Origin of the sequence: Paractinoplanes abujensis, assembly GCF_014204895.1 — a bacterium.
GTDB classification, from domain to species: Bacteria; Actinomycetota; Actinomycetes; order Mycobacteriales; family Micromonosporaceae; genus Actinoplanes; species Actinoplanes abujensis.
On sequence record NZ_JACHMF010000001.1, the window covers coordinates 78,816 to 103,551 of the forward strand.

Below are 24,736 nucleotides of genomic sequence, written 5' to 3' on the forward strand. Positions count from 1 at the left end.
CCGGCAGCACGTCTTGCGCAGCGCCGATAGGGTGTGTCACCGCTGTCACCCCTGTCACTCGACCGGCTTCAGCTGGACAGATGAGTGGCGGACGACCCCGCAACTGTCACTCAAGCGGGTTTGGCGGTGCCAAGGACCGCCGGGGACCACTTAGGGACCACACGCTATGCACGCCAGTGCCTGGAGGTGCGCACTTAACATGCGGGTGCACGGGGCGCATCGCGCTTGACGTGCGGAAACACAAACTCCAACGGCCTGGGGGTCAAGGGGTCGCAGGTTCAAATCCTGTCAGCCCGACCAAAATAAGCTGGTGACCTGTGGAAACGCAGGTCACCGTTTTGCTTTCAGGAATGCACCCCCGCTTTACCCCCACTTTGCGTCGCGATCGTCCCGTCGGAGCTTCTCGGGCGCGTACGTCGCAAGGGTTGGTCGGTCGCGGCCTCGAGCACCTGGAGCAGCACGACGAACTGTTGCGTACGCTCGCGAGGCAGGTCGTCGAAGTGGTATCGGCCAAGGAGCACCGCCGGTCGATCTTCTGTGAACTCACTGACCTGGTGGTCCTCTAGCATTTGATGGCATGGCCGCTTACACGCGCTTTGACGGAGCGTCGGCGGCTCCGCTGTCCAGGGACCTGGTCGAACTCTACGGCGCGGTGAATATCAAACCGGCGTATGTATCGTCAACTATCTCTTAGCAGGACCGGCTCCTCGGTCAGGGCCAGGGCCGAGCCCGGCCGCACCGGCGCCGACGTCCCGTCCAGGCGGTGCACCGACGCCACCTCCGAACCGGTGGTTATGGTCGCCGTGCCGTTGTGAGTCCAGGCGATGCTCGCCGCCGTGCGGCGGTTCCCGTCGGGCACGGTGAAGTCGCATTGCCAGGCCTGGGCCGGCAGGTTCATGGCCTCGCCGTGACCGCAGGCGTGCACCTCGGCGCCGGCCAGCCAGCGCTGCAGCCGTTCCACCGCTCGGGCCGCCGGGGTCGGCGTGCCTCCGTCGGCTTGCAGGACGATGGGTACCTTGGTGCCGCCCCAGTTGTAGAAATACATGCGTTCCAGGTATGTCTCCCGGGCCAGCAACCCGACCAGGAAGAAGCGCACCGCGTGGTTGCGGGCGGTCATCTCGTCGAGCCGTCCCTGCAGCGGGATCGAATACATCGTTCCGGTGTTCCAGACCCGCGGGTGCACGCCCGCACCGTGCAGGATGCGGTCCACGACGCCGGTCAGCTCGAGCATCGTTTCGGGCGGGTCGGCGGCGCTGCGCTGGTGCAGCTTGATGCCGGCGACGTCGCAGTGGTCGTACCCGCGCAGCTCGGCGAAGCGGCGCAGCACCTCGCGCCCCTCGGGCGTCCACAGGTTTCCCATGCCCGGGCAGACCACCAGCGCGCCAGGGTCTGCCACGTCGATGATGCGGGCGGCCCGGCGGGTCATCTCGACCAGGGTGGTGACGTCGCCGTTGAAGAAGCGCGCGTCATTGGCCAGGTTCCAGAGCTCGTACGCCTCGATCCGGCCCGCGTACCGCCGGGCCAGCGCACGGATGAAAGCGTCCCAGTGCGCCAAGTCGTCGGGCGGCGCGGCGCGGGCGTCCTCGGGATAGGGGGCTCGCGGCGCGGCCGGCGCGGCCCAGCCCGGCGTGCCGCCGATCACGAACAGCACGGGCAGACCGGCCTGCTCGGCGCCCCGGACGTGCCCGTCGAGCAGCTTCCAGTCGAACACGCCGCGCCGGGGTTGCAGGGCGGCCCACACGGTTCCGCTGTCCCACAGACGCACCGCGCCGACGTCGAAGCCGGGCATGGCGCCGGTGGTGCTGTTGATGGTGACGCCGAAGAGCGTCTCGTCCACCGGCTCGGCCGGCAGCGTCCAGGTCGGCCCGCTGATCCACTGGAGGCGCCGGTTGTCCGGCTCGGTCGTGGCCCTCGCGCCGGTCAGCACCGGCAGGCCGTTGAGCACCGCGAAGACCACGATGAGCAGGCCGGTGGCGTAGGCGGCGGCGAAGGGCCGGCGGGGACGCGCGATCGGTGGCCCGGCCGCGATCATCGGCGGCGGCGTAGGCGTGGGCGTGGGCTCGGGCGGCGGCGTGGTGGAAACAGCCCGTGACCAGGCTTGGTAGAGCCGATCGATCTCGCTGCGGTCGGCTCGGGTGGCCCGCGCGATCCGTTCTACGGTGGCGAAGTCGGCCGGCACCGAGGAACCGGTGCAATAGCGGTGAACGGCCGACTTGCTCAGGTTCACCCGGCGGCCGAGGCCCTGATAGCTGCACCCGCTGCGGTCCTTCAGCCCGGTCAGCAGCACGCCGAGCTCCGCCTGGGCTTCGTTCCGCGCCATGACCCCCGCCCCCCCCGTCGGTCGCGACGGGGGTCATGGTATCGACAGCTGTCACACGGAAGCGGTCGGGAAATTGTCAGATCAGCACGTGTAACTCACGATGGAGACGAACGAGCCGTCGCCCACCTTCACCCACATGCTGGTGCTCGAGCCCTGCCGGTTGTAGACGGTCTCGCCGCCGCCGTTCCAGCGGGCCACCACGCGGCATCCCCGAAGCACCCGGAAGCCGTCCGTGTCGTAGTAGTAGTAACTGCTCGACGAGTCGGAGCGGGGCCCGATCGTCGTGTGCGCGTTCCAGTTGCTGGCCGTCCAGCCGTTCGAAGCGCAGGTCAGTGTCTCGCGATAAATGAAGGCGGCGCCGATTGTGCCGTTCCAGCAGTTCGTGATCGCGATCGACGAGCTGGCCAGATTGGTGACGGTGCCGCCGCAGTACGGAACGTGGTTGGCGCAGCCGCCCGCCGCGGCCGGCCCGGCCGTCCCCACGACCCCCACCGCCGCCGCGCCCACGGCGGCCGACACTCCCGCGCCGATCTTCATGAGCAGTCGCTTCTTCTGCATGGCTCCTCCGGTGTCTCGAACGACGTTGCCGGCCGAGCATCGCAACGCCACCGGGACCGCGACAGGCATGCGGCCACACCCGGGACGGCAGGGACGTTTCCCCTAACGTGAGCTGCAGAAACGCCGCAACCTGGGACGCGTCACACGTAGCCACGCATCACGCGATCACTGGGCACGTCATCGCGATCGAAGGCGATCGGGCGACCATCCACGCGTACGTTCGCGCGGAGCACTGGGCGGCCGGCACGGATCGGTGTCTGGTGGTCGGGTTCTACGACAACGAGGCGGTGCGCACCGACCAGGGCCGGCGACTTGGCTTGGCCGGTCGGCGCCCAGAACAAGGCCTCGGTGGCGGGGCTGCGTGCGGAGCGTTAATCGTTTGGTCGGTGTCGGCCCCGGCCGAGGGACATGGGCTGCCGGACCTGGTGCCTGTGCGGTGCGGAGCCAGTGCGTAAGGAAACCGGAAGACCGACCTCGGCGTGAACCGGTTGGGTTGCGCAGAGCTGGTTGACGGGGCTGACCATCTGTTGCATAGGGGCACCCCAGGTGGGTAGCCCATCGCGCACATTTTGACGAACGGAGGACGTCATGGCAGGCGCGTGGCTGCTCGGATCGCAGAGCTCGGACACCCCGGACGAACCACCTCGTGCGGTGTTGATCGCTGTCGTCCAGGACGATCGGGCCGACGACGGCGCGCCGGGTACGCCGACCTCGTTGCGCGAGTTGGAGCGGCTGGCCGACACCGACGGCTTGGTCGTGGTGGACACCCTCGTGCAGGGCCGCGACCGGCCGGATCCGGCGACCTACGTCGGTTCGGGCAAGGCGGCCGAGGTGGCCGCGGCGGTCGAGCGGTGCCGCGGCCAGGTAGTGATCGCCGACGGTGAACTGACCCCGGGTCAGGCGCGGAACCTGCAAGACGCGGTGGGTGTGCCCGTGGTGGACCGTACTGCCTTGATCCTGGACATCTTCGCCGGGCACGCCCGCACGAGTGAGGGCCGGTTGCAGGTGGAGCTGGCGCAGATCGCCTATCAACTTCCGCGGTTGCAGGGGGCCGGGCGCACGATGTCGCGGGTCGGTGGTGGGCGGGTGGTCGGCGGGGCCGGCATGGGTGTGCGTGGTCCCGGTGAGATGCGGCTGGAGATTCAGCGCCGCCGTTTGCGCCGGCGGGCGGCCGGTCTGCGCGAGCGGGTGGCCGAGTTGGGCCGGCGGCGGGACCGCACGCAGCAGCGACGTACCCGTAACCAGGTGCCCTCGGTGGCGATCACCGGCTACACCAACGCGGGCAAGTCGGCGTTGCTGAACCGGCTCTCCGGCGCGGATGCGCCGGCGCGGGACGTCCTGTTCGCCACCCTGGACCCGACGGTGCGCCGGGTGACCGCCCAGGGGCTCCGGTTCACGCTCACCGACACGGTGGGCTTCGTGCGGAACCTGCCGCATCAGCTCGTCGAGGCGTTCCGGTCGACGTTGGAGGAGGTCACCCGGGCCGATCTGGCGCTGCACGTCGTCGATGCGTCGGCGGCTGATGCGCTCGGTCAGATCGCGACCGTCCGTGAGGTGCTGCGGGAGATCGGCGCGGGGGAGGTACCGGAGCTGCTCGTGCTCAACAAGATCGACATCGCGTCGCCGGAGACGGTGGCCGCCCTGCGCCGGGCGTACCCGGATGCCTTGCGGGTTTCCGCCTTGACCGGCGCCGGTGCCGGCGAGTTGCGCGACGCCCTGGCCGACCGCCTCCGCGAGGTGACGAGGACCGAGCTCGCCGCGTCGTGATCCTGAAACGTCGAAGACGAGGCCACGGAGGCCGAGGCATGCGCATCGCTGGAGAGAATCGAAGAAGGGGTACGGGAAACGGTCGGCCGATGATCGAGGGAGCGCATGCCGAACCTCGGTGAACCACAAGCCGGCCCCTGGTCAGCCGGTTGCGCCGATCGGGCTACGACGTCACCTACCAGGAGTTCCATGGCGGGTCACGAGGTGCCCGGCGACATTGTCCGACAGGCGTCGGCGTGGCTGTCTCAGACGGCTGGACCCGACCGATGAGCGCCGGCGCGAGCACCATCCGGTCAGCGGGCGGCGTCGGGATGCCCTGGCATGCTGGAGCCGCCCCCGCTGCTTCCGGAGGCGCCGCCCGCCATACCGGAGCCGTCCGACTCGGTGACGATGTCGCTGTCCGGCATGCCGGGCACCCGGCGGTCGGTCTCCACCTGGGTGAGCGGTGCGCCTTCCTCCTGCTTGGCCGCCGGGTCGATGGGCAGTTCACCGTCGCGATTCCCCTGATGCGTCATGCCGCGCGCGTACCCGCACGGCTCTTCTTCATGCGGTCAGCTCAGCTGTCGCGGTGACGATCAGATCGGCTCGGTCGCGGGTGGAGGCGACGAGACGGGCGTTGGCCTCGTCGGAGCGTGACACCCAGGCGCGGGCGGCGTCCGGCGGTTTGCCGTACGAGACGTGCCGCCGGATCAACCGTTCGACCCGGGTCTGGTCGTCCACCTCGACGTACCACACCTGGTCGAGCATCGGCCGCACGCGTTCCCACCCGCCGTCGCGAGCCAGCAGATAGTTGCCTTCAGTGACCACCAACGGGACCTCGTGGTCGACCCGGATCGCTGCGGCCACCGGTTCGTCGAGGTTGCGGTCGAAGCGGGGCGCGTAGACGGTGGCCGGTCCGTTGTCGCGCAGCCGTCCCAGCAGGGCGAGGTAGCCGTCCACGTCGAAGGTGTCGAGGGCGCCCTTGCGGTCCGCACGGTGCAGGCGCTGCAGTTGGGCGTTGGCCAGGTGGAAGCCGTCCATCGGCACCAGCACCGCGGCGGGGGTGAGCGCGTCGACGATCCGGGCGGCGAGGGTCGATTTACCGGCGCCCGGCGCCCCGGTCAGGCCGAGGAGCTGCCGCGGCCCGGCGGTCATCCGCCGAGCCGCGGCCACGAGCTCGCTGAACAGCGGCCGGCCGGTGGTCATGACCGGATCCTGGTGTCGAGAAGGAGTGCGGACAGTTCGTCCCACGACTCGATGACGACCTCGGCGCCGGCCCCGGTGAGGGCTTGCCGGCGCTCGTCGCGCTCGGGTACCGGTACGAAGGTCAGGTTGCCGGCCGTGGCGATACCGGCCGCGACGGCGGACTGGGCGCCGGGCACGGAGTCCTCGACGGCCAGGGCTTGCCCGACCGGTACCCCCAGTTGCTCGGCGGCGTGCAGGTAGACCGCCGGGTCGGGTTTGCTGGTCGGCGTCGGGAGCGAGTCCTCCGCGCTGTACCGGCACTCGGACGGGATCAGGTCGGCGAGTCCGGTGGCACGGAAGGACGCGTCGAGCCGGGACAGCGCACTGGAGCTGACTGCCGCCAGCCGGTAGTGACCGGCGAGGCGGCGCAACGGTTCGAGAACCGCCGGGTCCGGTCGCAGCACCCGGCCCAGGTGAGCGCTGACCACCTTCTTCTCCTCGGCCACCCAGTCGTCCAGCACGGTGGGAGCCACCTGCACTCCGTTCGCGGCGGCCAGGTCGACCGCGGTCGTCCGGAAATTCTTGCCGGTGGTGGTGGCGAGCAGATACTCCGGCGTGTACCTCTCCTCGATCCCGAGCGAGGCGAGGAACTGGTTGGTGACCTCGGCGGACGCGTCGAAGGCCGGTGCCTCCGAGGGGAAGAGGTTGCCGTCGGCGTCCAGAAGCAGGACGCGCAGGCGGTCCGGGTCCGGCCAAGCGGTCATCGGGCGCCCCCGCTCACGGCCAGCCAGGTCTCGATGGTGTCCCGGGGACCGGCTCGCAGCGCCTCGGAAGCGACGTGCAGGTCACGGACGAACGACGCGTCGTCGGCCAGGTCGCCGAACACGTCACGTACGGTCAGCAACGGCCGGGGATCGGCGTCCTCCTGCCGGGCCAGCGCGACGAACTCGTCCCGGCGAGGGCCTTCGACGTCGATCGGTTCGCCGGCGTAGTCGTGGCCCTGCAGGTAGCGGAACCAGCCGGCGACGGCGAGGGTCAGCATCGGCGCCGGCCGCCCCGCGGCCCGCGTCTCGATGATCGACGGCAGCAGATAGGAGGGCACTTTGGTCGAACCGCGTCGGCAGAGCCGGCTGAGCTGGTCCGCCATCTCGGGGTTCGCGAGCCGCTCCAGCAGCGATTTCTTGTACGCGCTGAGATCGATGCCGTCGACGCGCGGCAGCAACGGCGTCACCTCGTCGATCAGGGCCGCGATGTAGGCGGCGTAGGCGGGGTCGGCCATCACCTCCGCGGTGGTGCGGTGCCCGGCCAGGTAGCCGAGGTAGCCCAGCGCGCAGTGGCTGGCGTTGAGCAGCCGCTTCTTGGTCAGCTCGTACGGGGCGACGTCGGCCACGTACTGCACTCCGACCTCGTCCAAGGGTGGCCGGTCGTTGCAGAAGACGTCTTCGATGACCCACTGGCTGAACGGCTCGGTGATGACCGGCCAGCGATCGTCGACGCCGAGCGACCGTACGATCCGGTCACGTTCCTCCGGGGTGGTCTCCGGGGTGATCCGGTCGACCATGCTGGCCGGGAACGCCACGTTGTCCTCGATCCAGCGCGCCAGCTCGGAATCGCGAAGCTGCGCGAACGACACGACCATGGTGCGAGCCGCCGTGCCATTGCTGGGAATGTTGTCGCAGGACAGAACGGTGAACGGCGCGACCCCCGCCGCACGGCGCCGGTCGAGTGCCTCGACAAGGTAGCCGAAAACCGTGTCGGGCCGTCCCGGGTCCTCCAGCTCGGCCGCCACCAGCGGGTCGTCGTCGGAGAAGTCCCCGTCCGGGTTCAGCAGGTAGCCGCTACCGGTGATGGTCAGGGTGACCAGCTTCGTCGCCGGATCGCTCAGCGTCTGGAGCACGGCCTCGCGCTGGTCGGGTGCGAACAGGTAGGTGCCCATCACGCCGACTACCCGCGCGGTGGTGCCGTGCGCGCCTCGAGCGACGACCAGGTAGAGGCAGTCCTGCGCGCGCATCACCTCGCCCATCTCGGGCCGGTGCAGTCCCACACCGGTCAGGCCCCACCCGTCGGCCAGGCCCCGGCGGGCGAGTTCGTCGAAGTACACCGCCTGGTGGGCGCGGTGGAAACCACCGACGCCGAAGTGGACGACGCCGGACCGCAGCGCGGCACGGTCGTAACCCGGAGCGTCGACGCCTTCCGGCAGCGAGACGAGCGCGGCCGCCGTCAACGCAACCGGGTCGGCGGCGGTGGAGATGTCATAGGAGGTCATCCGTGTCCCTTTTGATCTTTGGCCCGGGCACCCCAGCCCGCGGACAACCACGCGTCCGGAGGGCTGCGCAAGCCGGACCGATTGACGAGCACGAAGCTGCGATACGGCGGCGGGGACGCTGCCTTCTTGACAGTCCCGGTGAGCGTCGTGGCTTCCCTGGCGCCAGGCTGACAAACTTGGCATTGGTACGGCGGGCGAACGGTGCCGGTGGGAGCCGTCCGGATCAGGTTGCCGTCTGCCGGGCCGCGGTGACTGGCTCGATGCGCGAAGACTCGTCAGGTGTTCGCCGCAGGTTTCGCAGCACGGAAGTCACCACTTCGCCGGGGCGCGTGCGCCGGCCCAGGAGGCGGGTGAACATACTGTGCCGCAGCACCCGGCCGGGGTAGCTGCCGTGTACCTGACCGGGGCCGTCGATGGGGTTGTCCACGTTGTCGGTGCCGTTGTCCGGGCGGCTCGTGCGCTGGGTTTCCACGCCGAGGCGGCGGATCGACATCAGTGCGTCGGTCAGGGCGGGCGACAGGCGCTGCCCGAGGAGGAATCCCACCGCCGCCCCGCCGACCGGGATCTCCCGCCGCGGGTGCGTCGCCGCGTACACGATGGTGTCGGCGACGAGCTCCGGGGCGTACACCGGGGGTGGGGGTTTGACCATGGCGCCCAGCTTGCTGCGAGCGTGCTCGAAGAACGGTGTGTCGATCGACGCCGGCAGAACAGTCGTGACCGCGATCGGCGTACCCTCCTGCGCCATCTCCATCCGCAAACAGTCGTAGAACGCGCGCAGGGCGAACTTGCTCGCCGTGTACGGGCCGTGCAGCGGAACCGCCCGTACCCCCTCCACGGAGGCGACGCCGATGATCGTCCCGCCGCCGGAGCGCCGCAGGGCCGGCATAGCGGCGTGTACGCCATGCACCTGGCCGAGGAAGTTGACGCGCATGACGCGGTCGAACTCGGCGTCGGTGATGTCCTCGACGCGGCCCCACACGCTGACCGCTGCGTTGTTCACCCACGTGTCGAGACGGCCGAAGTGCTGTTCCGCGGTATCGGCCAGGGCGCGTACCGCCACCGGGTCGCTGACGTCGGTCGGCACGGCGATTGCCGTGCCGCCTTTGAGGTGGATCTGCGCGGCCAGCACGTCGAGCGCTTCCTGATTGCGCGCGGCGCAGGCCACCTTCGCTCCCCGCTCGGCGAACGCGAAGGCGGTGGCCCGGCCGATCCCGGTCGAGGCGCCGGTGATGACTACTACTTGTTCGGATATCGGTCTGGGCATTGGTACGCCTCTCTGTCAGCGAAGATTTCGCTGAGCCGATCGGTCAGGGCGTTCGCTGATCAGGTGCCGCGATGTTCCGCGACGGGTCGGCGTCCGCATCGGCCGCCGGCCCGGGGACTCCGCCGGTCCGCGCTGACGAATCCGGCGTGTCCTGGTGTTCCTGCTTCGTGTGAGCGTCGCTGGCCATCACCGGGCGCACGGAACCGTCGTAGTTGTAGACCGTCCAGGTCTGGCCGCCGGACTCGCGGGTGGCGGCCGTGCGGATGTAGCGGTGGACGAGACCGTCGATCTCCAGTTCCACCAAGGCGCGGTCCACCCCGTCGATGACGTCCCCGTCGTGCGGGCCGCCCACCAGAATTACTTCTTCAGACTCCGTCATGGCACCCGCCTACCCCGACATCGGCTGTTGATGTGTGCCGGTTCGCCGTCTCGGTCCGCTGGTCCGATCGGCCGGGTCGCTGTGGCTTTCGCGGGCGGGGTTGCCCGGGCCGGGCGCGCCGTCTTGCTGAACGCGCTCTGTCGGACAGCAAAGCGGAGATGCGCTTCCCGGGCTACAAAGGGTCGGGCCCGGCTGGCCGCTGCGTCTGATCGGCGTCTTCCTGACCGGCCGGCTCCCGGGCCGGCGGCCCCGGATCGGACCGGGGGTCATCGGCGTTTGCTTCCTGCAGGTACTCATCGGCGTCTTGCGGCGGATCGCCGAGAGCTTCCGGGTTCACGCTCATGTCCCTGTTCTTCCGCTCGTCGATCGGACGGTGGCGTCCGGTCGGTCCGCCGCGCATACCCGTCCGGGAACGGTCCATGCTTGCGGGCGGGTTGGCCGAGCGCCCGGTGCGCGCACGGTTACAGGAACCGTTTGAGAACGAGGGCCGCCGCGACGCTCAGCGACGTTCCGTTCTCGACGGCTCGCGCGCACAGTTCGGTGTAGGCGTCGTCGGTGCGGCCGGCTTCGCTGCCGGCCAGGATGTCGAGGGCGAACTGGATGGTGGCCCGGACGGCCAGGGCACCGGCGTATCCGGCCAGCAGCTCCTCGGCTCCGGCATCGGACACCGGTGGGCTGCCGGCCTCCAGGCCAAGCCCACGACTAGTGGCATACAGTTCCGCCACCCCGGCGATCAGCGGCTTCATAGTGGCATCGTCGCGGCCGCAGAGGTTCAGCACGGCGATCGTCGTGCCCCGCCCGCTGTACAGCGGGATCGAGATCGAGGCCCGCAGGCCGAGAGCGGGCGCCACCTGGTGGAAGCCGGGCCAGTCCATCGTGGCCGCGATGTCGGGCACCCCGACCGGTTCGCCGGTTGTCAGCGCTTGGAGGCAGGGGCCGGCACCGTCGGCGAACTGCGCCTCGTCAACGGCCAGGGCGACGTCGCTGCTGGCCGCGAGGGTAGTGTATTCGCGCCCGTGCAGCGTCGTGATCGACGCGTAGTCGGCGGCGGTGACCCGGTCGACGGCCAGGGCGGCCACCTCGGTCAGGCGCTGCTCGATGTCCGCAGCGTGGTCCGGTGTCTCCGCCAGGGTGATGATGGCTTCGGCCAGCGGGCCGTGGCGCCCGGGTGACATCCGTTGCGGGTGCGGCGACGTCGACATTGATCCCCATCTCCTGCTCGACGGACCGTGACCGCGCATACCCGGTAGGGGAGAACCTAAGCGGCCGATCGACGGTGCGCGGGATCCAGATTTCGACCCGTTCGGCGGTTCTTCCGGTGGGTAGCCGCTGGCGGCGGGAGGCGGGTGCGGCAGTACGAGGGGTGGGCAGCGTGTGCGGAATCAGCGGTGAAGCTTGTTCGGTGGCGGGCGACCCGACGTCGATGCGGTTGCCTGGTAGTGCCGTCTCGTTGTATCGAGGGCCGGTGTGCTCAGACGACCTGCACACCGGCCTCTGCTCCCGGCAGCCCGGCGCTCAGCGCGCCGGGCTGCCGCGTATGTCGGGCCCGGTGGCCCAGCATGGGGGGCCGCTCCACCGCTGGCCGCTGCTCTTCACCTCTCGGGCGGGGTGCCGACTCCCGCCGGCGGCGTATCGCCGCGGCGGCGGCCCGAGCCCGCACCCGCATGGGTCTTGGCGCGTCGGCCCGCGCGTCCTCTATTTACGGCGAGAGCTGTCCCTGCGCTCCACTGCAGCCACCGGATACGGCCGGTCAGTCGGGGACCACCGCGGGCTACCAGCACCGCGACCAAGTGGAACGCGGCTGGAACCGCCGCAAGCATTGGCGTGGCCCGGCAACTCGAAACGACAAGCGAGTGGCCTCCTACCAGGTGACACCCGACCTCGCCGAAATCCTCGACCGGCTCCGCGCGCCACCCGACCGAACCCATGATCCTCAGTTACGTCAGCCGTCAGCCGAGCCGATGACCAGCGATTCAAGTGCGACAAGGCTCAGTGTTCGGTGGGCGGTGCTAGTGGCCGGCGCGACCAGGCGCAGGCCGTCGCGGGCGGCCAGCTCGTGCAGGAGCTGCACTCCGGCGCTGGCGAGGAAGGTGACGTCGGTCAGATCGAGGACGCCGTTCTGGGTTGCCTGCGTGGTGACGGCGGTGCGGAGAAGGTGGACGGTGGTGGCATCGATGGGCCCTCGGACGCTGAGCACCGTCGGTTCCCGGCGGGTGATCGCGATGTCGAACGAGTGCGGCGCGGGGCCGGGCCCGGGTGGGGTGGTGTCCGTGCGCCCGACCACGGTGGGGTGCACGATCCTGCGGTGCAGGGTGACGGTGGTGCCGGTGTCGCGCCGGTCGAGCTGCATGTCATCGGTGCAGGCGCGGATCAGGGCCAGGCCCCGGCCGCCACCGCCGCCACCCGGGGCTCGCCAGTGGCCGTCGTCGCTGACCTGGGCGGTGACGCGGCCGTCGTTGTCCAGAGTGACGTGAAGACGTATCCGGCCCGGGTCACGGCGGTCGCCGATCAGTTCGTCGTACGCGTGGTCGACGGCGTTGGCGGCGGCTTCGTAGGCGGCCAGGGTGAGCGCCATGCGGTCGTCGGGCCGGCCGCCGAGCGCGTCGAGCCACGAGCCGACGGCGTCGCGGAGCCCGGGTAGTTCGTCAGGCCGGGCCGGGACGTCGAAGTCGAGCGGCGGTGTGGGAGTGGGTAGGCGGTGCGCGGCCAGGACGGTGACGTCGTCGGTGTACGAGGTGCGGGTGATGCGTTCCACGGTGAGGCTGCACAGCCGGTCCGGTAGCGATGTGGGGACAGTTCGCCCGTGGGTGCCGGCCGCGGCGGCGGTCACCCGGGCGAGCCGGGCGAGTCCGTCGTCGAGGGTCTCGCCGGGGCGTTCGATCAAGCCGTCGGTGTAGAGCAGCAGGACTTCACCGAGGCTGAGCGTGGTGGTCGCGACGATGGTGGGCGAGCCGCCGACGCCGAGGGGGTCGCCGTGACCGTCGTGCAGGTATCGGACGCTCTGGTCGGCGGTGCAGATCAGTGGTGGGGGGTGCGCCCGGGCGGTCCAGGTCAGAGTGCCGTCGGCGGGGTCCAGCACGGCGACGCAGACCGTTGCGGCCCGGGTGGAGGCGGCGGTGGCGGCGAACCGGTCGAGCCGGTCGACCGCGTCGGCGAGCCCTTGGCCGGATTGCAGAGCTTCGCGCAGGATGGTTCGCAGCTGAGCCATCGCGGCCGCTGCGGCCGCGCCGTGACCGACGACGTCGCCGACGACCAGCGCGACCTTGCCCGAGCCGACCGCGACGGCGTCGAACCAGTCCCCGCCGGCTTGCAGTTCGGTGCTCGCGACAACGTACTGTGCGGCCAGCCGCGCTTGCGGTAACACGGGCAGCGCATCGGGAAGCAGGTTGCGCTGCAGGTCCAGCACGATCTGCTCGGCCCGGGCGAGTCGCTGCTCGGCACCGGCGGCCCTGGCCTCGGCGGTGCGCTGGGCGAGGACTTCCTCGGTGACGTCGGAGCCCCAGGTGATGATGCCTCGCATCCGGCCGTCAGGATAGCGCCAGGGGTTGACGACCAGGTTGATGAAGATCTCCGAATCGGGATCGGACGGGTCGATGTTCAACCGCCACGCGGACGCGTTGAACGGCTTGCCCTCGGCGAAGACCCGGTAGTAGTTCTCCAGCAGTTCCTGCCCGACCATGGTGAAGGCGAAATCCGCCACCGGTTTACCGACCGGTTCCGGCTTCCCGTAGGCAGCGCGGGACGCGGCATTGGTCGCCACGACGATCAGGTCCGGTCCTTCACAAGCGGCGAAGAACAGCGGCAGCTCGTCGAGGCTCTCCAGTACGTCCTTCGGCTCGCCCACCTGCCGGACGAGCTCGTCCCAGGTTCGGGCTGGAACGCCGTTGTCATTGGCCATTCACCGAGGGTAGATCGAGCCGTCGGTGCCGGCGCGTTCGGCGCGGCCGCGGGCGTGGTCCAGACTGATGCGCATGGCGGGTAGGTACCAGGGAGTCGTCGTCGGCTCGTCGCTCGGCGGGATCGAGGCCTTGCAGTTGGTGCTCGGGCGTGTGCAGCGTCTGATCGGCGTGCCGATCGTCGTCGCGCACCACATCGGCCCGTCGGTGTCCCGTCTCGAGAAGGTGCTCGGCCGGACGTCTCGCCTGCCAGTGAGGTGGGCCACGGACGGCGGGCCGGTCGAGCCGAACGTGGTGCACCTGTGCCCGCCGCGGTCACTGGTGCGGTGGGAACCGGACGGCACCTTCACCGTCCGCAGGCACGAGGGCGGGTCGTCGCTCGGGCTGGTTGATGAGCTTTTCTCCTCGGCCGCAGACGCGTTGGGTCACCATCTGCTGGCGGTCGTGCTCACCGGGGCCGGCAGCGACGGCACCGCGGGGGCCCGGGTGGTGCGCGACGCAGGTGGCACCGTGGTTGCCGAGGACGAGGAGACCGCGACGGCGAGCGGTATGCCGGGTTCAGTCGTCCGGGCCGGTCTCGCCGACCTCGTCCTGCCCCTCGCGGAGATTCCCGGAATGCTCGACCGGGTGATCGGGCTGGGCCGGTCCCTGCCGCTTCCCGAGCTCCTGGCCGCCGAGGCGGTGTTCGCCGCGGGCGGCGAGATGGGCGCACTGATGGCGGCGACCGACTGGGCGCGCTCGGCCCTGGGCCCGGTCGAGCGCTGGTCGCCGGTGCTGCGTTCGACGCTGGCCATGGCACTCGGCAGCGACCTGGCCATGTGCGTGTTGTGGGGCCGTGACCTCGTGCTGCTCTACAACGACGCCTACCGCGACATCATCGGCGGCAAGCACCCGACGGTGCTGGGCCGCTCTGCAGCGTCAGCTTTCCCCGAGACCGCACACCTGAACGACCCCCTGTTCCAGCGGATCCGCGACACCGGGCGCGGCCTGCTCCAGCGTGACCAGCCCACTCCCTACATGCGCGACGGCGAGCTGGAGGAGGCGTTCTTCACCTTCAGCTACAGCCCCCTCTACGAAGGATCGGAGATCGTCGGTCTGCTGGCCACCGTCGTCGACACCACGCACCAGGTGCAGGCCGGCCGACGGCTGCGCGTGCTGCACCGGCTGGCGACCGGCGGTCTCGACGACGGGGACGCGGAGTCGGCGGTGTGCGACCGGGTCGCGGCGGTGCTGGCCGACGACCCCGAGGACGTGCCGTTCGCGCTGCTGTACCTGGTGGACCGCGTCGGTGCCGAGCTGCACCTGGCGGCGGCAGTCGGCCTGGAGCCGGGCAGTGTCGCCGCCCCGCGCCGGATGTCGGTGTCCGAGGCGACGGCATGGCCGATCTCCGCTGTGGTGCGGCGGGCCGAGCCCCGCGTGGTGGACGGGCTGCCTGACGGGTTTCGCGGCCTCGTGTGCGGGCCCTATCCGGAACAGCCCACCAAGGCGCTCGTGCTGCCGGCCGGCCGGCACTCGGACGGCTCCACCGCGGCCGTGGTCGTTCTCGGGGCCAGCGCCCGGATCCCGCTCGCCGTGGCGTACCGATCGTTCTTCGAGCTCGTCGCCGAGCAGGTGGGCGCGTCCCTGACCGCTGCCCGGCGTCGTCAGGAGGCCCGCGAGCGGATCGCCGCACTCACGGCGTTGGACCGGGACAAGACCGAGTTCTTCGCCGGCGTCAGTCACGAATTCCGCACTCCGTTGACCTTGACCCTCGGCCCGCTCGAGCAGCTGCTCGACACCCCGGTCGCGGACCTGCGGCCCGACGAGGTGCACACCGCGGTCCGGGTTGCGCACCGCAACGCGCTGCGCCTGCTCAGGCTCGTCAACACCCTCCTGGAGTTCGCGCAGCTCGAACAGGGCCGCCGGCGGCTGCGGCTGGAGGACGTCGACCTGGCCGCACTCACCACCGACCTTGCCGGGGTGTTCCGGTCCGCGGTCGAGAAGGCCGGACTGGAGCTGGTGGTGGACTGTCCTCCGCTTCCGCGGACGGTAACCGTCGACCCGGAGATGTGGGAACGCATCGTCCTCAACCTGATCTCCAACGCGCTCAAGCACACCTTCACCGGGTCGATCACCGTCGCTCTGCGACCACTTCCGAATCACGTCGAGCTCGAGGTCGCCGACACCGGCATCGGCATCGCCGACGACCAGCTGCCGCTGCTGTTCACCCGCTTCCACCGGGTCCGCGGGGCACGAGCCCGCAGCCATGAAGGGTCGGGGCTCGGGTTGGCGCTGGTGCAGCAGCTCGCCCGCCTGCATCGCGGCACGGTCCGGGTGCGGAGCACACTCGGGGTGGGCAGTCGGTTCACCGTCTGGTTGCCGCTGAACCAGCGGCGGCCGGCCGACCCGACCACCGACGATCACCCGGAAGCCCGAAACGAGCATCGGCGCGCCTTCGCGGAGGAGGCGGAGCTGTGGCTCAACGGGCACGACCTGCCGGCGGGCATCCAGGATGCCGCGCCGCCCGCACCCGGACTGCCCGGCCGTAAACCCACGGTGTTGCTGGTCGACGACAACCCGGACATGCGCGACTACGTGCGGCGGCTCCTCTCCGACCGCTACGAGGTGACCGCGGTCGCCGACGGCCGGCAGGCGCTGGACGCGCTCGTCGAGCGGGGCTTCGACCTCGTGCTCAGCGACGTGATGATGCCCGAGCTGGACGGGCTGGCCCTGCTTGCCCGGATCCGTACGGACCCCCGGCACCGCGCGACGCCGGTGATCTTGCTGACCGCGCTGGCCGATCCGGGCTCGACCGTCGCCGGGCTGGCGGCCGGCGCGCACGACTACATCGTCAAGCCGTTCACCGCGCGGGAACTGATCGCACGAGTGGAGGCCCAGCTCGCCCTGGCCAGGCTGCGCGCGGACCCCGGGCGAGGCACCTCATCGTGAGCCTGGGATCCGCGCCATCGGCTGACGCGCCATGTGATCGACCTGGGCATGCATAAGGGCTCTCGTCGGGGGGTAGCCGGGCGCGGACGGCAGACGATCGTGGCCTGTAGGCGCAGTGGCCCAGGCGGGCGGATGGGGGATCACCAGTGACCACGACTGTGCGGGATTTCTTGGCGGAACATCGGGATGCCGTGGTTGCCGAACTGGCGGAGTGGATCCGGATTCCGTCGGTCGCCGGAGTGCCGGAGCATCTGGTCGATCTGCAGCGGTCGGCGAATTGGCTGGCGGCTGCGTTGCGTGAGACGGGCTTTCCGTCGGTGGAGGTGTGGGACACCGAGGACGGCCCTGCGGTGTACGCCGAGTGGTGCGCCGCGCCGGATGCCCCCACGGTGCTGATCTACAGCCACCATGACGTACGTGCCGCGAAGGACGAGGAGTGGGACGAGACCGCGCCGTTCGACCCGAAGGTCCGTGACGGATACCTGTACGGGCGTGGCGCGTCGGACGCCAAGGGCCAGGCTCTCGCGCACGTGTGGGGTGTGCGGGCGCATCTGGCTGCTACCGGCCGCGCCGATCCCGCTGTGAATATCAAGGTGCTGGTGGAGGGTGAGGAGGAGACTGGTTCGGCGCACCTGCGGCAGTTGCTGGAGGACAACCGTGAGCGGGTCGGCGCCGATCTGATCGTCTTCTCGGACACACTGCTGTGGCGGGCCGATCATCCGGCGGTGTGCGTCAGCATGCGCGGCACGATGCTGGCGAAGCTGGAGATCCTGGGGCCCCTGCAGGACGTGCACAGCGGGGCGGTGTCCGGGCCGGCACCCAATCCGGTGCTCGAGATGAGCCGGCTGCTCGCTCAGCTGCACGACGACAAGGGCCGGATCGCCGTGCCCGGTTTCTACGACAGTGTGGTCGAGCCGTCGCAGCGGTTCCGCGACGAGCTGGCCGCGTTGCCGTACAGCGACGCCGACTGGCTGGAGCGGTCCCGGACCCGCAGCGTGGGCGGCGAGGCCGGGTACACGGTGCTGGAACGGCTGTGGACGCGTCCCGCGATCGAGGTGACCAGCATGATCAGCGGTGACCCGATCGGGCCGTCGCGGGCGGCGGTGCCGTCGCTGGCCACGGCGGATCTGAGCATCCGGTACGTCTGCGATCAGACCGGGGCCGAGATCGCGGAACAACTGCGGCAGTGGGTTGCCGGCACCGTCAGTGAGCGGTTCGACCACCGGCTCACCGTGTCCCCGGAGACCGCGCAGGACCCCTACCGCACACCTGACGATCTGCCCGCGGTCGCCGTTCTGGCGGAGGCCATGCAGGAAGGCTTCGGGCGTGCCGCGGGCCGGATGGGCAACGCCGGCGGTGGCCCGGCGGTATGGCTCACAGAGAGGGTCGGCGCGCCGGTGGTGTACTTCGGCACCGGTCTGCCGGAGGACCACTGGCACGACAGCAACGAACGGGTCTCGATCGACGTGCTGCTCGCCGGTGCCGCGACCCTGGCGGCGTTCTGGGACCGGCTTCCGTCAGCGTGACCCTGTGGCGCGTCCAGGAAGCACCGGGGACGGGCTGGCTCCGGCCGGCGCCCCGGCCGGGACGACAACCATTACAGTCGCATTCGTGAGCGCAGATCAGGGTCTTGTCCGGGTGTCCGATTCGTTCGGCGTGCGCCGAACCCGAGCCGGATCGATCCTCGCGGATGACGGGACGAACTATCAGGTCAAGTGGGATGACACCGGTGAGGAAGAGCTTGTCCCACGGGGCGCCGGCGTTCACGTCGCGACGAGGGGTTCGCTGCGTTTCCTGGCTCTGTCCGACTCCCGGTTGTTCCACGCCGTCTTCGCCCAAGAGCCCCTCGCGGTGGTTCTTCACCTGTTGGCCGAGTCGTCGGTCCCGCTGAAGGTGCGAGAGATCCGGGAGCGTCTGGCCGAGCTCGGTCTCCGGAACGAGACCTGGGCCCGGCACGGGCCCCGCGCGCTGGCGGTTCTGCCCAAGTGGCCAAATGTCGTCCGACGGCAGAAGGGCGACACTCTGGCCTACACCTGGGTGGGAGACGACCTTCCCGAACTCCCGTCGGAGGCCGAGCCTGACCCGGAGCCGGCACCTACGCCCGCGCCTGTGTCGAAGCCCGCTCCTTCTCCCGCCAAGCCGGTCGCGGCTGCGACACCGGCCGAGCCGGCGGTGCCGTCCGCCGAGCGCCTTCGGCGCCAGATGAGCGCCGCGCGGAGCCTCGGCGAGGTCGCTCGCCTGCTCACGCTCCCGAGAGAGTTCGTGGCTGAGTTGTCACCGGAGGTGGTCGCTTCCGCGCTCCGCCGGGTCGCCGCTGAGGATCGGCTGGTCGCGGGTTGGCTCGACGCCCTGACCGCCTCCGGGCCGATCGGTGCCCTGACCGAGGAACTGGCGACGGCCCGGGCGGCGAACGCCGCACTCCAGAGCCGGGTCGATGAGCTGGAGGAGTGGTGGACGGCCCTCGAGCAGAGCACCGATCCGGGCACCGCAACCCGTCAGCCGGACAGCTGAGGAGTTTCCGGTGCGCCGGCTCGGAAGTGCGCATGCCATGGCGAGCAAGAACCTTTGGCTCGCCGGAACCCACGACGGGGCCCGCAACTCCGGGTTACCGCACCGGTGCCTCGTCGGTGTAGCCGGTCCGCAGCAGGATCGTGTAGCGGGTCAGTTCGCCGGCCGTCCGGTCCTCCTCGGCCAGCGCCTGGCCGGTGCGGGGGTCGATGATCAGCGAGGTCTGGCCGGCCTTGCCGTTGTCGCCGGTGCGCGTGCAGGCGACCGCCAGGCCGGGGCGGCCCCGCCGGTCGGTGGCCGGACCGAGCAGGGTGACACCCTTGACGTCGGCGAGCATCCGGTACGCGGCGGCCCGCACCCCGGGCGGGACCGGTAGGTCGAAGGCGAGGTGCCGCCCGCTCCAGAAGAGCGCGTAGTCGGTCTGCTCGGCCATGCCGACGTCCTTGAAGAGCTTCAGCAGCCACCTGCGCAGCGCCGCCGGATCGGTCGGCAAAGCCTCGAGCTGCGCGGCGGTCAGTGACGTGCCGCCGAGCGGATAGGTCCGGCTCCGGTTCGGGTGGTCGATGTCGCGGCGCGTCCGCGGGCCGGCCGCGCCTTCGACGGCCACACCCCCGTCGGTCCACCGGGTGGGGGAGCCGTCGGCCTGCCAGGCGGCCCGGTCCGCGGCGGTGACCGGGGTGGCGGCGAGCCGCTGGAAGAACACCTGGCTGGTGTCGGCGGCCCGGGTCGCCTGCCACTGCTCGTCCTGGAGACGGAGCAGCATGTGGTACGGCCGTTTCGCGGGACCGAGCTGACGGAGCTCGCCGTGTTCCCGGACGACCAGCCAGTACCGCCCGTCGTCGGCGGCGGCGGACCGCTCGGCGGCGACCAGGAGGAGGTCGCGGGCAGTCTTCGGCGCGGCCCCGTCCGGGCCGGTCGGGGAGGGCGCCGGCGGACCGGACTGGCCGAGGACCAGCACGCCGGCCACCGCGGCCGCGGCCGCCGGGGCCAGGCCGGTCAGCACCAGCCGGCGAGTGGCGGGGCGCGACCGTACCGTCGCCACGCGGCGGTTCTTCAGTACGTCGTCCAGGACGCGCTGGCCGCCGCTGCTCTGCGCCCATCCGGCGGGGGGCTCGGGGCGCGCCGCCCGGACCATTTCGTCGATGTTCATGGGTTCTCCTCACACTGCCAACGGGTTGCGGGTGGGCTTGGGCGCGGTCGATTCGTAGGCCGCCCGGAACCGATTGCGGGCGCGGTGCAGGCGCACCAGATAGGTGGGCCGTGAGATGCCCAGCACTTTGGCGGCCTCAGCCGGGCTCAGGTCGAACCAGATCCCGGTGATCAGCACCTCGCGATCCGCCTCGCGCAGTGCCGCCAGCGCCCGGTGTACGTGATCGCGCAGGGCGACGTCGTCGTCGAGCCGGCCGCCGCCGACCGGCTCCCGGGCGATCCGACCCTCGACCGCCGTCGACGCGGCGCTCTGCCGGTGCCGGGACAGCACCACCTTGCGGGCGACGCCGAAAAGCCACGCCCGCTCCTCACCCGTACGGATCCGGTCGAGCGACCGCCATGCGACGAGGAAGACCTCGCCCACCACGTCTGGGGCGTCCTGGCGGCCGACCCGCCACGAGGCGTACGCGTGGATGTCGTCGGCATGTCGCCGGAAGAGTTCCGTTACCCGTGCCTCGGGATCTTGCATGGCACCTCCGCAAGTAGCTCACTTGGACAGCGGGTACTTGTCGGCGCGGGTGCCGCGGATTACATCGGCAGCAAAGATCGATGCTCGGCCGGGCTCGTGGGGCGCGACCGCGTCTTGAGGTTGTGTTGTACCGAGGCCGACGAATCGGCGAGGTAAACGGACCGGCCGATGCTGCCGTCGCCAGCGAGGCCGCGGTGGTGGATCAGGCGGTCTTGCCGAGGACCTGGGCCACGACCGATCGGAGCCAGCGGTCGGCCTCGGCCGCCGACGGTGGGCCGGCTGCGTGCCGGGCTGCGACATAGAGGTCGGGCCGCACCAGCAGGACCCCGTCGTCGGCGATCTCCGACAGTTCGGCCCACGTTCCGTACGGGTCCTCGAGCTCCTGGCCGGGCCCGATCGAGACGACGGTGATGGGCAGACCGGTCTCCGTGGTGAGTGCGGCCGCCGCGTCGATCCACGCCTGGCCACCGACGCCGGTCCACACGCTGAACGCCCCGTGCCCACCCAGATCCAGCGTGGACACCCGGTGGCCCGCGCGGGTCACCCAGGTGTGCGGCAGCTTGGCCCCCGGCCAGGTGGTCGGCTGAGCGTACAGCTCGTGGTCGCGGGTGAACTCCGGCATCGGGGTGCCGTCCTTGACGACCGCAGCCGAGGCGTACCGGTGGTTGTGTTCGACGCCGTGCGCGTTGAACTCGTACGACTTGTAGGCGATGGCCTCACGCAAAGCCTGCCGGAGCTTCGCGCCTTCCGCGCCGGGCTCTTTGCGCTTGGCCAGCTGCCGCTCCAGCACATCCCCGTCGGTGGTGTCCTCGACGCCGAGCGCGGTCAGGATGCGGCCGGTATCGGCGATGCTCTGGTTGGCCCGTTCGACGATCTGACGGGCGACCGGTGCCCGTTCGGCGTCGTAGGAGTCGAGCAGCGCCGGTTCGGCCCGGCCTTGGACCACGTGGTGCAGCTTCCAGGCCAGGTTGTACGCGTCCTGGATCGAGGTGTTGGAGCCCAGCCCGTTGGTCGGCGGGTGCCGGTGCACCGCGTCACCGGCACAGAACACCCGGCCGGCGGCGATCGTGGTGGCGTAGTGATGGTTCACGGTCCACGGCGAGGTCGACGTCACCCGCATGGTGAAATCGTCGGTGCCGACCAGCTTGACCGCCAGCTCACGGACGAACTCGTCGGTGAACTGGGGCGGACCGGCAGCGGCCTCGTAGCCCCACATCAGCATCCACTCGGTCCACGGCTTGATCATCCGGAGGACGCCGAGCCCGACTCCCTCCTTCTCGGCACCGGGCTGCACCATCCAGTACAGGACCGACGGCCGGTGGGCGACGAAGCGGCTCAGGTCGGCCTCGAAGATGATGCCCAGCGCGCCGCCGACCGCGCCGGGGCCTTCGAACGGCAGGCCGAGGTCGGCGGCCACCTTACTGCGGGCGCCGTCCGCACCGACCAAGTACTTCGAGCGGACGGTGTATTCGCCGCCGGTCAGCCGGTCGCGGACCGTGGTGGTCACGCCGTCGGCGTCCTGGACGTGGGAGAGGTATTCACTGTCGAATCGGACCTTGGCCCCACGGGCCTGAGCAGCCCGCATCATCACGGGTTCGGTGATGGTCTGGGGGGCGTCGAGCATGGTGCACGGGCTCTGCAGCAGGTAGTCGGCGTGCCGGACGGTGTCGGTGCCCCATGAGGACACCCGGCCGAGCTCCTCGCCGGCCAAACTTGTGCAGTACGTGGTGTTGCCCATGTTCTCCCAGGGCGTGGCCTCGCGCATCAGCTGGTCCTCGAGGCCCATGTCGCGCAACGTCTCCATGGTCCGCTGGTTGGTGATGTGCGCGCGCGGCGTGTCCGACAGGGCGCCGTACTTGGTGATCAGCAGGGTCCGGGTGCCGTAAGTGGCCAGGAACAGCGCCGTGGCCGCTCCGGCCGGGCCCGATCCGACGACGAGGACATCGGTTACCACCTGAGGAGAGTCCTGTGTCACGACGACACCTTTCGGTCAGCCCGCCGACTAGTGGACGTGACACTAGCGCTCGATCGCGAACCCGTCGCCGATAGTTCGTACAAATTTTCATGAAGTTCGTCGTCAGGCGCGGGGCTGCCGCGAGCGCCGTCAGAGGCACGTCCGGAGGCGGGCCGTCCACATGGCGGCAATTCTGCTCGCCGAAAATGTGTTACGCGCGTGCGGCCTCAATCGACGGTTTGATATGCCGGAAATCTTTTGGCAATATTTACGTGTCTCGATGGGAGCGCTCCCGGAGGCTGATCCGAAGCCGAGCGTACGTATGTGCTCCGTCCACCCCGTACGCGCGCGGAATCCTGCTTCTCACACGGAGGAAAACCCCATGACTTCTCGGACCCGTCGCCGGTTTTGGGCCGCCGGCTCGGCGATCGGCTCCCTGGTCGCCGCCGTGGCTGTCTTCGCCCTGTCCGCGCCCCCTGCGCAGGCGCTGGAGAACGGCGTCGCGCGGACGCCGCCGATGGGGTGGAACAGCTGGAACACGTTCGGATGCAATATCAATGAGACATTGATCCGGCAGATGGCGGACGCCATTGTTTCGTCCGGCCTGAGTGATCTCGGATACAAGTACGTCGTGGTGGACGACTGCTGGTTCAATCCGAATCGGGATTCGTCCGGTAATTTGCAGGGTGATCCGTCGCGGTTCCCGAGCGGGATGAAATCGCTGGGGGACTACTTGCACGGCAAGGGGCTGAAGTTCGGCCTGTACGAGGTGCCGGGCACCAAAACGTGCGCCCAGGGCACGGGTGGTTATCCGGGGTCGACCGGCAGTCAGGGTCACGAGGCGCAGGACGCCCGGCAGTTCGCCGCGTGGGGGGTGGACTACCTCAAGTACGACTACTGCTCGGGCAGCGGCACGATCAACGATCAGGTGGCCACGTTCGCGAAGATGCGCGATGCGTTGGCGGCGACCGGCCGGCCGATCGTGTACAGCATCAATCCGAACAGTTTCCACTGCTGCACGGGTCCGCAGCGGAACTGGGGCGATGTGGCCAACCTGTGGCGCACCACGGAGGACATCACCAACAAGTGGGACACCGGGAAGACCAATGGATATCCGATGGGCATCCGGAACATCGTCGACATCACTGTGCCGCTGGCCGGCAACGCCCGGCCGGGAGCGTTCAACGACCCGGACATGATGGAGGTCGGCCGGACCGGGCTGACCGACACGGAGCAGCGTAGTCATTTCGCGTTGTGGGCGATGATGGCCTCGCCGTTGATTGCGGGCAACGACATCCGGTCGATGTCCTCGGCGACGCAGACGATCCTCAAGAACGCGAACTTGATCGCGATCAACCAGGACAGCCTGGCGGTGCAGGCGACCCAGGTGTCCAACGACGGGTCCCGGCGGGTGCTGGCCAAGAAACTGGCCAACGGGGACGTCGCGGTGGCGTTGTTCAACCAGAGCGGCAGCGCCACCACGATCAGCACCACGGCCGCGGCGATCGGGTTGCCGGGCAGCTCGTTCACGCTGCGCGACGTCTGGAGCAACGCCACCGGCACCACCACCGGTGCCATCTCGGCCAGTGTTCCGTCCCACGGCACCGTCGTCTACCGGGTGAGCAAGGCCGGCACGCCGACGTCGCCTCCGCCGACGTCCGAGCCGCCGACGCCCGGCCCGTCCACGCCACCGCCGCCCGCCGGCAGCTGCCGGGTCAGTGACACGGTCACCGCCTGGAACACCGGCCTGACCAGCAACCTCACCATCACCAACACCGGTACGACGGCCATCAGCGGCTGGTCGCTGGCCTTCACGCTGCCGAGCGGCCAGACCATCACCTCCGGCTGGAACGCCACCTACTCGCCCAGCTCGGGTCACCTGACGGCCAGGAACGTCTCCTACAACGGCGATCTCGCACCGAACGCGTCCCTGACGATCGGTTTCCAGGCCGGCCACACCGGCAACGCCGCCGCCCCGACCGCGTTCACCTTGAACGGCGCCAACTGCTCAGTGGCCTGATCGCCGCGCCGCCCGGAGGCCGAGCCCGGCAGAG

At 70.1% G+C, this 24,736-nt stretch carries 20 protein-coding genes; 6 read left to right on the forward strand and 14 right to left on the reverse strand.

The features are described 5' to 3' along the window. Window positions 1–679: 679 nt before the first annotated feature. Together BKA14_RS00340 and BKA14_RS00345 are read right to left on the reverse strand one after the other, a co-directional pair. Complete coding sequence (locus BKA14_RS00340) at window positions 680–2,320, reverse strand: helix-turn-helix domain-containing protein (protein WP_184948958.1); 1,641 nt, start codon at window positions 2,318–2,320, stop codon at window positions 680–682. A gap of 81 nt (window positions 2,321–2,401) precedes the next feature. Further along, the gene (locus BKA14_RS00345; RefSeq protein WP_184948959.1) at window positions 2,402–2,878 is read right to left on the reverse strand and encodes a hypothetical protein; all 477 of its coding nucleotides are present in this window, start codon (window positions 2,876–2,878) and stop codon (window positions 2,402–2,404) included. Window positions 2,879–2,985: 107 nt separating this feature from the next. On the opposite strand from BKA14_RS00345, the gene BKA14_RS00350 reads away from it, so the two are divergent. Together BKA14_RS00350 and hflX are read left to right on the forward strand one after the other, a co-directional pair. Beyond that, window positions 2,986–3,333, forward strand: a complete 348-nt coding sequence (locus tag BKA14_RS00350) for a nuclear transport factor 2 family protein (protein WP_239093681.1) — start codon at window positions 2,986–2,988, stop codon at window positions 3,331–3,333. Window positions 3,334–3,466: 133 nt separating this feature from the next. Beyond that, the gene (gene hflX / locus BKA14_RS00355) at window positions 3,467–4,645 is read left to right on the forward strand and encodes a GTPase HflX (RefSeq protein ID WP_184948960.1); all 1,179 of its coding nucleotides are present in this window, start codon (window positions 3,467–3,469) and stop codon (window positions 4,643–4,645) included. A gap of 293 nt (window positions 4,646–4,938) precedes the next feature. On the opposite strand, the gene BKA14_RS00360 is transcribed toward hflX, so the two are convergent. The 9 genes from BKA14_RS00360 to BKA14_RS00400 all read right to left on the reverse strand — a co-directional run bounded on the left by BKA14_RS00360 (window position 4,939) and on the right by BKA14_RS00400 (window position 13,616). After that, window positions 4,939–5,160 carry a preprotein translocase YidC gene (locus BKA14_RS00360; protein ID WP_184948961.1) on the reverse strand — a complete coding sequence of 74 codons (222 nt, stop codon included), beginning with the start codon at window positions 5,158–5,160 and terminating at the stop codon, window positions 4,939–4,941. Between the two features lie 28 nt (window positions 5,161–5,188). Further along, a complete protein-coding gene (locus BKA14_RS00365; protein WP_184948962.1) occupies window positions 5,189–5,830 on the reverse strand; it encodes a nucleoside/nucleotide kinase family protein in 642 nt (213 codons plus the stop codon). Further along, a complete protein-coding gene (locus BKA14_RS00370) occupies window positions 5,827–6,573 on the reverse strand; it encodes an HAD family hydrolase (protein ID WP_184948963.1) in 747 nt (248 codons plus the stop codon). The genes BKA14_RS00365 and BKA14_RS00370 overlap by 4 nt, the downstream gene beginning before the upstream one ends. Then, a complete protein-coding gene (locus tag BKA14_RS00375) occupies window positions 6,570–8,075 on the reverse strand; it encodes a mannitol dehydrogenase family protein (protein ID WP_184948964.1) in 1,506 nt (501 codons plus the stop codon). Before BKA14_RS00375 ends, BKA14_RS00370 begins: the two co-directional genes overlap by 4 nt. 223 nt (window positions 8,076–8,298) lie before the next feature. Next, complete coding sequence (locus BKA14_RS00380; RefSeq protein ID WP_184948965.1) at window positions 8,299–9,339, reverse strand: SDR family oxidoreductase; 1,041 nt, start codon at window positions 9,337–9,339, stop codon at window positions 8,299–8,301. Between the two features lie 43 nt (window positions 9,340–9,382). Beyond that, window positions 9,383–9,718: a hypothetical protein gene (locus BKA14_RS00385; protein ID WP_184948966.1), complete on the reverse strand. Its 336-nt coding sequence runs from the start codon at window positions 9,716–9,718 to the stop codon at window positions 9,383–9,385. Window positions 9,719–9,890: 172 nt separating this feature from the next. After that, on the reverse strand, window positions 9,891–10,061 hold the full coding sequence (locus BKA14_RS00390) for a hypothetical protein (RefSeq protein ID WP_184948967.1): 171 nt from the start codon (window positions 10,059–10,061) through the stop codon (window positions 9,891–9,893). A 118-nt stretch (window positions 10,062–10,179) separates the two neighbouring features. Further along, complete coding sequence (locus BKA14_RS00395) at window positions 10,180–10,920, reverse strand: GAF domain-containing protein (protein WP_184948968.1); 741 nt, start codon at window positions 10,918–10,920, stop codon at window positions 10,180–10,182. Window positions 10,921–11,660: 740 nt separating this feature from the next. Further along, window positions 11,661–13,616 carry a SpoIIE family protein phosphatase gene (locus BKA14_RS00400; RefSeq protein ID WP_184948969.1) on the reverse strand — a complete coding sequence of 652 codons (1,956 nt, stop codon included), beginning with the start codon at window positions 13,614–13,616 and terminating at the stop codon, window positions 11,661–11,663. Window positions 13,617–13,689: 73 nt separating this feature from the next. Here BKA14_RS00400 and BKA14_RS00405 point away from each other — a divergent pair, with 73 nt between their 5' ends. The 3 genes from BKA14_RS00405 (at window position 13,690) to BKA14_RS00415 (ending at window position 19,053) form a co-directional block, all read left to right on the forward strand. Continuing rightward, window positions 13,690–16,542, forward strand: a complete 2,853-nt coding sequence (locus BKA14_RS00405) for a chemotaxis protein CheB (protein ID WP_184948970.1) — start codon at window positions 13,690–13,692, stop codon at window positions 16,540–16,542. Window positions 16,543–16,688: 146 nt separating this feature from the next. Next, entirely contained in the window at window positions 16,689–18,068 is a 1,380-nt protein-coding gene (locus BKA14_RS00410) for a M20/M25/M40 family metallo-hydrolase (protein WP_239093679.1), read from the forward strand. Between the two features lie 85 nt (window positions 18,069–18,153). Next, a complete protein-coding gene (locus BKA14_RS00415) occupies window positions 18,154–19,053 on the forward strand; it encodes a hypothetical protein (RefSeq protein WP_184948971.1) in 900 nt (299 codons plus the stop codon). A 94-nt stretch (window positions 19,054–19,147) separates the two neighbouring features. Here BKA14_RS00415 and BKA14_RS00420 read toward each other — a convergent pair whose 3' ends face one another. From BKA14_RS00420 to BKA14_RS00430, 3 genes are all read right to left on the reverse strand, one after another. Next, a complete protein-coding gene (locus BKA14_RS00420) occupies window positions 19,148–20,200 on the reverse strand; it encodes a CU044_5270 family protein (RefSeq protein ID WP_184948972.1) in 1,053 nt (350 codons plus the stop codon). A gap of 9 nt (window positions 20,201–20,209) precedes the next feature. Then, entirely contained in the window at window positions 20,210–20,728 is a 519-nt protein-coding gene (locus BKA14_RS00425; RefSeq protein WP_184948973.1) for an RNA polymerase sigma factor, read from the reverse strand. A gap of 202 nt (window positions 20,729–20,930) precedes the next feature. After that, window positions 20,931–22,703 carry an FAD-dependent oxidoreductase gene (locus tag BKA14_RS00430; RefSeq protein ID WP_239093677.1) on the reverse strand — a complete coding sequence of 591 codons (1,773 nt, stop codon included), beginning with the start codon at window positions 22,701–22,703 and terminating at the stop codon, window positions 20,931–20,933. A 361-nt stretch (window positions 22,704–23,064) separates the two neighbouring features. On the opposite strand from BKA14_RS00430, the gene BKA14_RS00435 reads away from it, so the two are divergent. Next, window positions 23,065–24,702: a cellulose binding domain-containing protein gene (locus tag BKA14_RS00435; protein WP_184948974.1), complete on the forward strand. Its 1,638-nt coding sequence runs from the start codon at window positions 23,065–23,067 to the stop codon at window positions 24,700–24,702. Window positions 24,703–24,736 lie beyond the last annotated feature (34 nt).

Bases quoted from the DNA above. Each gene is read 5' to 3' on its own strand.
- BKA14_RS00340 (WP_184948958.1), bottom strand. From the start codon at position 2,320: ATGGCGCGGAACGAAGCCCAGGCGGAGCTCGGCGTGCTGCTGACCGGG.
- BKA14_RS00345 (WP_184948959.1), bottom strand. From the start codon at position 2,878: ATGCAGAAGAAGCGACTGCTCATGAAGATCGGCGCGGGAGTGTCGGCC.
- hflX (WP_184948960.1), top strand. From the start codon at position 3,467: ATGGCAGGCGCGTGGCTGCTCGGATCGCAGAGCTCGGACACCCCGGAC.
- BKA14_RS00360 (WP_184948961.1), bottom strand. From the start codon at position 5,160: ATGACGCATCAGGGGAATCGCGACGGTGAACTGCCCATCGACCCGGCG.
- BKA14_RS00365 (WP_184948962.1), bottom strand. From the start codon at position 5,830: ATGACCACCGGCCGGCCGCTGTTCAGCGAGCTCGTGGCCGCGGCTCGG.
- BKA14_RS00370 (WP_184948963.1), bottom strand. From the start codon at position 6,573: ATGACCGCTTGGCCGGACCCGGACCGCCTGCGCGTCCTGCTTCTGGAC.
- BKA14_RS00375 (WP_184948964.1), bottom strand. From the start codon at position 8,075: ATGACCTCCTATGACATCTCCACCGCCGCCGACCCGGTTGCGTTGACG.
- BKA14_RS00380 (WP_184948965.1), bottom strand. From the start codon at position 9,339: ATGCCCAGACCGATATCCGAACAAGTAGTAGTCATCACCGGCGCCTCG.
- BKA14_RS00385 (WP_184948966.1), bottom strand. From the start codon at position 9,718: ATGACGGAGTCTGAAGAAGTAATTCTGGTGGGCGGCCCGCACGACGGG.
- BKA14_RS00390 (WP_184948967.1), bottom strand. From the start codon at position 10,061: ATGAGCGTGAACCCGGAAGCTCTCGGCGATCCGCCGCAAGACGCCGAT.
- BKA14_RS00395 (WP_184948968.1), bottom strand. From the start codon at position 10,920: ATGTCGACGTCGCCGCACCCGCAACGGATGTCACCCGGGCGCCACGGC.
- BKA14_RS00400 (WP_184948969.1), bottom strand. From the start codon at position 13,616: ATGGCCAATGACAACGGCGTTCCAGCCCGAACCTGGGACGAGCTCGTC.
- BKA14_RS00405 (WP_184948970.1), top strand. From the start codon at position 13,690: ATGGCGGGTAGGTACCAGGGAGTCGTCGTCGGCTCGTCGCTCGGCGGG.
- BKA14_RS00420 (WP_184948972.1), bottom strand. From the start codon at position 20,200: ATGAACATCGACGAAATGGTCCGGGCGGCGCGCCCCGAGCCCCCCGCC.
- BKA14_RS00425 (WP_184948973.1), bottom strand. From the start codon at position 20,728: ATGCAAGATCCCGAGGCACGGGTAACGGAACTCTTCCGGCGACATGCC.
- BKA14_RS00435 (WP_184948974.1), top strand. From the start codon at position 23,065: ATGACTTCTCGGACCCGTCGCCGGTTTTGGGCCGCCGGCTCGGCGATC.